Source organism: Streptomyces sp. 5-10, from assembly GCF_014712245.1.
Taxonomy (GTDB): domain Bacteria; phylum Actinomycetota; class Actinomycetes; order Streptomycetales; family Streptomycetaceae; genus Streptomyces; species Streptomyces violaceusniger.
Map to the genome: position 1 here is coordinate 1 of NZ_JACVYG010000124.1, position 7,094 is coordinate 7,094.

General features: G+C 71.6%; 2 protein-coding genes. Both read left to right on the forward strand.

Annotation, left to right across the window (positions count from 1 at the left end; translation table 11 throughout):
• The coding region (locus IEJ02_RS47190) for a condensation domain-containing protein (protein ID WP_223865597.1) at positions 1-661 on the forward strand (661 nt) is incomplete at its 5' end.
• Positions 661-7,094, forward strand: a 6,434-nt coding sequence (locus IEJ02_RS47195) for a non-ribosomal peptide synthetase (protein ID WP_223865598.1), incomplete at its 3' end; no start/stop codon positions are given. The genes IEJ02_RS47190 and IEJ02_RS47195, both read left to right, overlap by 1 nt.

Here is a 7,094-nt window from a genome sequence, read left to right on the forward strand (position 1 = left end):
CCTCATCAACCTCGAAAGCCACGGACGCCACGAACCCACCCCCCACCTCGACCTCACCCGCACCATCGGCTGGTTCACCACCCTCCACCCCACCCGACTCCACCCCGGACCCGCCACCTGGCACGACATCACCCACACCACACCCCACCTCGGCACCGCCATCAAAACCATCAAAGAAACCCTCCACACCACACCCCACCACGGCACCAGCTACGGACTCCTCCGCCACCTCAACCCCACCACCCAACCCCACCTCACCCACCTCCCCCAACCCCCCACCACCTTCAACTACCTCGGCCGCTACACCCCCACCACACCAACCACACCCACCACCACCCAACCCTGGCCCCACGCACCCGAAACCACCCCCCTCAACGGCAACACCGACCCCCACCAACTCCACCACACCCCCCTCGAAATCAACGCCCACACCCAAGACACCCCCCACGGACCCCAACTCACCACCACCTTCACCTACAACCCCCACCACCACACCACCCACCACATCACCCAACTCGCCCACCACTGGCACACCGCACTCAAAGCCCTCACCACCCACACCCAACACCACACCGGCGGCCACACCCCCTCCGACCTCCCCCTCCTCACCCTCACCCAACACGACATCGACAACCTCGAAGACTGGTGGAGGAACGCCTGATGGACAAGCGCGAGCTGGAAGACGTCCTCCCGCTGACCGCGGTCCAGGAGGGGTTGCTGTTCCACGCCGTGTACGACGACGCCGCACCGGATGTCTATCTGGTGCAGCTCTCCTTCGAGCTCGAGGGCCCCGCCGATCCCGCGCGGTTCCGGCGGGCGGCCGAAGCGCTCGTACGGCGACATCCGCCGCTCCGGGCGGGTTTTCTGCACCATGGCCTCTCGCAGCCCGTCCAGTTCGTACCCCGCGAAGTGCCCCTCCGCTGGCACGAGGCCGATCTCAGGGAGCTGGACGAGGAGGAGCGGCGCGGGGCGCTTCAGCGGTGGCTGGTCGAGGACCGGGGCACCCGCTTCGACCTCACGCGTCCGCCCCTGATCCGGTTCGCGCTCTTCCGGCTGGGCGACGACCGATTCCAGCTCGTCGTGACCCACCATCACATCCTGCTCGACGGATGGTCGCTGCCCCTGGTCGTCCAGGAGTACTTCGCCCTCTACGACCACAATGGCGATGAGGCGGCGCTTCCCCGGGCGGTGCCGTACCGCACCTATCTGGAGTGGTGCGGACGCCAGGACCGCGACGCGGCGCGTGAGGCGTGGCGCGAGGCGCTCGCGGGGCTGGAGGAGCCCACTCTGCTCACGTCCGCGGCCCCCGGCCGGACCACGGTCCCCCCGGAGGAGTTCTCGTTCGACCTGCCCGCCGAGCTGGCCAACCAACTCTCCCTGCGGGCCCGGCGATTGGGGCTCACCCTCAATACGCTGGTGCAGGCCGGGTGGGGGATTCTGCTAGGCCGACTGACCGGGCGTGACGATGTGGTGTTCGGCACCACGGTCTCCGGACGGCCCGCCGAGATCCCCGGTGTGGAATCCATGGTGGGGCTGTTCATCAACACCGTTCCGCTGCGGCTGCGGATGGATCCGCGCGAGCCGGTGTCCGCGCTGCTCTGCCTGTTGCAGGAGGAGCAGGCGCGGCTCCTGGACCACCAGCACCTGGGGCTCGTGGAGATCCAGCGGCTGGCGGGCATCGGATCGGGCGAGATCTTCGACACCACCACCGTGTTCGAGAACTATCCCCTCGACGAGGGGAAGCTGCTGGATCCGACCACGGAGCTCAGGACGCTGTCGGTGGACAGTTACGACGCCACCCACTACGCCCTGGCGCTCATGGTGATTCCGGGAGAGCGGCTGCACATCCGGATGGGGTACCAGCCGGACCTGCTGGCGCGGGAGGCGGTCGAGTCGATCGCGGAGCGGCTGCTGCGGGTGTTGCGGACGCTGGTGTCGGACACCGATCCGCAGGTCGGAACGGTCGATCCGCTGGCGCCGGGCGAACGCGAGCTGATGCTGCGCACTTGGGGCGGGGCGCGTACGGAGCCCGCCGAGCGGACGGAAGCGGTGCTGCCACTGCTGTTCGAGGAGCAGGTGCGCAGGACCCCCGAGGCCGTCGCGGTGGTGCACCGGGACACCAGGCTGACGTACGCGGAGGTGAACGGGCGTGCCAACCGCCTCGCCCGGCTGCTGGTGGCTTCGGGTGCGGGAGCCGAGACGCGGGTGGCCCTCGCCCTCCCCCGCTCGGCCGACATGGTCGTGGCCGTTCTCGCCGTCCTCAAGGCCGGGGCCGCGTTCGTCCCGCTGGATCCGGACCACCCCGCGGAGCGCCTCGCCTTCGTCCTCGCCGACAGCGGTGCCACGCTGCTGGTGACCACGGACGGCCTCGTCGAAGACCTGCCACCGGGCGTTCCGGCCGTGACGCGCCCGGTCCGCCCGGTCCGCCCGGTCCGCCCGGTCCGCCTGGACCGCCTGGACCTCGGGGCGGATGACACCGTGGCCCGGCTGCGGAGGCTGCCCGCGCACGACCTGTCCGACGCCGAGCGTGCGTTTCCGCTCGACGCCCGCCACCCGGCCTATGTCATCTACACCTCCGGGTCCACCGGCACTCCGAAGGGCGTCGAGGTGCCGTACGGCAATGTGGCGCGGCTGTTCGGCGCCGCCCGGGAGCAGTTCACCTTCGGTGAGACCGATGTGTGGTGTCTGTTCCACTCGTACGCCTTCGACTTCTCCGTCTGGGAGATGTGGGGGGCGCTGCTGCACGGTGGCCGGCTGGTGGTGCCGGACAAGGAGGTGACCCGCTCCCCCGAGGACGTCCTGCGCCTGCTGGTCCGCGAGGGGGTCACGGTGCTGTGCCAGACGCCGTCGGCCCTGTACCAGCTGATCGCCGCCGACCAGGACCTGCCCTCGCTGGGCTCTGAGCTGGCCCTGCGGTACATCGTGCTCGGCGGGGAGGCCCTGGACCCCGCCCGGCTGGCGGGCTGGTACGTCCGCCACCGCGACGACGCCCCCGTCGTGGTCAACATGTACGGCATCACCGAGACCACGGTCCACGTCACCGCCCGCCGGCTCGGCCACGCGGACGCCGTACCGGGGACTCCGAGTGTCATCGGGCGGGGGCTGACGGATCTGGCGGTGTACGTACTCGATCCCGGGTTGCGGCTGGTGCCGCCCGGGGTGGTGGGCGAGCTGTATGTGACGGGGGCGGGGCTGGCGCGCGGGTACGCCGGACGTGCGGCGATGAGCGCCGAGCGGTTCGTCGCCGATCCCTTCGGCCCGGCGGGCACCCGGATGTATCGCACGGGCGACCTCGTGCGGTGGGACGGCGACGGCCGTCTGGAGTTTGTGGGACGCGCGGACGACCAGGTCAAGGTGCGGGGCTTCCGTATCGAACTCGGTGAGATCGAGGCCGCGCTGACGGCACACCCCGACGTGGCGCAGGCCGCCGCGACCGTCCGCGAGGACCGTCCCGGCGACCGGCGCCTGGTGGCCTACGCGGTGCCCGCGCACCGGTCCGGCCCCGACGGCGACCTGGCCGGCCGGCAGGTGGAGGAGTGGCGCACGGTCTACGAGTCGCTGTACCGGGACCGCGCCACGACCGTCCTGCGGGAGGACTTCGTCGGCTGGGACAGCAGCTATGACCAGCGGCCCATTCCGCTGCCGGAGATGCGGGAGTGGCTGACCACGACCGTCGACCGGATCACGGAGCTGGAGCCGTGCCGGGTGCTGGAGATCGGGGTCGGCACCGGGCTGCTCATGGCGCGCCTGGCGCCGCGCTGTGAGGCGTACTGGGCCACCGATGTGTCTCCTGCGGTCATCGGCCACCTGCGGGATCGGATCGCGGACGATCCGGCCCTGGCGGACCGCACCCAGCTGCGCTGCCAGCCCGCGGCCGACTTCACCGGTCTGCCCGCCGGCCGGTTCGACACCATCGTGCTCAATTCGGTCGTCCAGTACTTCCCCGGGGTGGAGTACCTGGTCGAGGTGGTGGCCGGGGCGATGCGGCTGCTCGCGCCCGGTGGCCGGATCTTCATCGGTGATGTGCGCAACGCCCGTCTGCTCCGCTGCTTCGCCACGGCCGTCGCCCTGGCCCAGGCGGCGCCCGGCACGACGAACGAGAGCCTCCGGGCCACCGTCGACAAGGCGATCCGGCAGGAGCGCGAACTCGTCGTCGACCCGGCCCTCTTCGCCACCCTTCCGTCCCGGCTGCCCGGGGTGGCGGCGGTCGATGTGCGGATCAAACGTGGCCATGCGCGCAATGAGCTCACCCGCCACCGTTACGACGTGGTCCTGGTCAAGGCGCCCGCTCCGGAGACACCGGGGGCCGGTCCGGGGGCTTCTGGGGCCGGGACGGGGGCGTCTGGGGCCGGTCCGGCCGGGGCGCTCCGGGTGGGCGACGCGGTGGCGCGGCAGTGGGGCGAGGAGATGCGTACGACCAGCGAAGTGGCGGAGACCCTGGAGCGCCTGCGACCCCGGATGCTGCGGGTGAACGGCATTCCCAACGCCCGGCTCGCGGACGAGCTGGAGGCGTTGCGGCAACTGCGGCACGGAGTGGCGCCGGACGCCGTCCGCGAGGCGGCCACCGCGGGGCCGGAGCCCGAGGCGTCCGATCCCGAGGCGCTGCACGAGATCGCCGCCGGTCTGGGCTACCGTGCCGCCCTCACCTGGTCCGACAGCGACGGCTGTTTCGACGCGGTCTTCGTGGACACGGCGGCGGGGGTGGACCATCGCGTGCTGGACCAGTCTGTACCGCCTGCGCCGCCTGTGCCGTCTGCGTTGTCTTCGTCGTCCGCGACGTCCGCGCAGGGCACGCAGGGCACGCAGGGCACGCAGGGCACGCAGGGCAACGATCTCCGTCCGTTGCGCTCGTACGCCAACGACCCCGGGGCCTCCCATGAGCTGGGCGGACTCGTGGCGTCCCTCCGGGCCCACCTCGCCGCGACCCTGCCCGACTACATGCTCCCGTCCGCCCTCATGACGCTCGACGCGGTGCCGTTGACCGCGAACGGAAAGCTCGACCGCGCCGCGCTGCCCGTGCCCGACCCCGGCGCCGACCGAGCCACCGGCCGGGCCGCGGCGACACCGCGTGAGAAGACCCTGTGCGCCCTGTTCGCCGAGGTGCTGGGGCTCGCCGAGGTCGGAGTGGAGGAGGAGTTCTTCGCGCTGGGCGGGGACAGCATCATCTCCATCCAGCTCGTCAGCCGTGCCCGCCGGGAGGGGCTGGTGCTCACCCCCCGCCAGGTCTTCCAGTACAAGACGCCCGCGGCGCTCGCCACCGTGGCCCGTACGCCCGACGAGCCGACCGCCGAGGGCCTGGGCCGTTCAGAAGGAGCACTCGTCCGGCTCTCCCAGGCGGAGTCGGAGAGCGTCGAGCGGAAGGCCCCGGGCAGTGTGGAGGTTCTGCCACTCAGCCCGCTGCAGGAGGGGCTGCTGTTCCACGCCGTGTACGACGACACGGCCCCGGACGTGTATCTCGTACAGCTCTGCCTGGAACTGGAGGGCCCCTTCGACACGGGCCGGTTCCGCGCGGCCGCCGACGCGCTGCTGCGCAGGCATCCGCATCTGCGGGCCGCGTTTCTGCACGACGGCCTGTCCCGTCCGGTCCAGGCCGTCGCCGGTGCGGTGTCCGTGCCGTGGCAGGAGGTGGACCTCACCACGGTCGCGGAGGACGAGCGCCGGGGCGCGGTGGAGCGGTGGCTGGCCGAGGACCGCTCCGTACGGTTCGATCCGGTGCGGCCACCGCTGGTCCGTTTCGCGGCCCTGCGTGGCGGCCCGGACCGGCACTGGCTGGTCATCACCAACCACCACCTGCTGTGGGACGGGTGGTCGGTGCCCCTGGTCCTGCGCGAACTGTTCGCGCTGTACGAACGCTCCGGTGACGACACCGGCCTGCCGCGGCCGGTGCCCTACCGCGACTATCTGGCCTGGCTGGGGCGGCGGGACCGGGAAGCCGCCCGGGCCGCCTGGCGCACGGCGCTGGACGGGCTGACCGAGCCCACGCTGGTCGCCCCCGCCGCTCCGGGGCGTGCCGCGATGTGGCCGGAGGAGTACGCCACCGACCTGTCCCCCGAGCTGACCGCGCGGCTCTCGCAGCGCGCCAGGCGCTCGGGGCTCACGCTGAACACCCTCGTCCAGGCGGCGTGGGGGCTGGTCCTCGGGCGGCTCACCGGGCGTGACGACGTGGTGTTCGGCACCACGGTCTCGGGCCGCCCGGCGGAGCTGCCGGGTGTGGAGACCATCGTGGGCCTGTTCATCAACACCGTGCCGGTCCGGCTGCGCATCGATCCGAAGGAGTCGCTGGGCGGGCTGCTCTCCCGGCTCCAGGAGGAGCAGACGGAGCTGCTCGACCACCAGCACCTGGGGCTTGCCGAGATCCAACGGCTGAGCGGAGTGCGCTCCGGGGACCTCTTCGACACGACGACCGTCTTCGAGAACTACCCCATCAACCAAGGGCAGTTGCTCGACCCGGGGCGGGAACTGAGGACGGTCGACATCACGGGGCGCGACGCCGTGCACTACGCCCTGTCCCTGCTGGTCGTCCCGGACGAGCGGCTGCACATGCGGCTCGGCTACCGTCCGGACCTCTTCGGCCGGGAGGACGTCTCGACGATCGCCGACCGCCTGGTGCGGGTCCTGGAGGCCATGGCCTTCGACCCTGACGTCGTGGTCGGGCGGGTCGACGGTTGCTCCGAGGAGGAGCGGGGACGGCTGCTGGGATGGGGTACGGGTGCCTCGGTGGCGGCGGCCGGGGCGGGACGGGTGCTGCCGGAGCTGTTCGAGGAGCAGGCGGCACGCACCCCGCAGGCCACGGCGGTGGTCTTCGAGGGCGAGACGATGACCTACGCGGACCTCAACGCCTGCGCGAACCGGCTGGCCCGGCTGCTCATCGCGCGCGGCGCCGGACCGGAAACCCGCATCGCGCTCGCCCTGCCACGTTCCCCTGAGCTGATCACCGCTGTACTGGCTGTCACCAAGGCCGGAGCCGCGTACGTCCCCCTCGACCCCGGCTACCCACCGGACCGCATCACCTTCATGCTCCACGACAGCGAACCCACTCTGCTCATCACCACCAGCACACTCACCAACACCCTCCCCACCAGCGCCGCCACGCT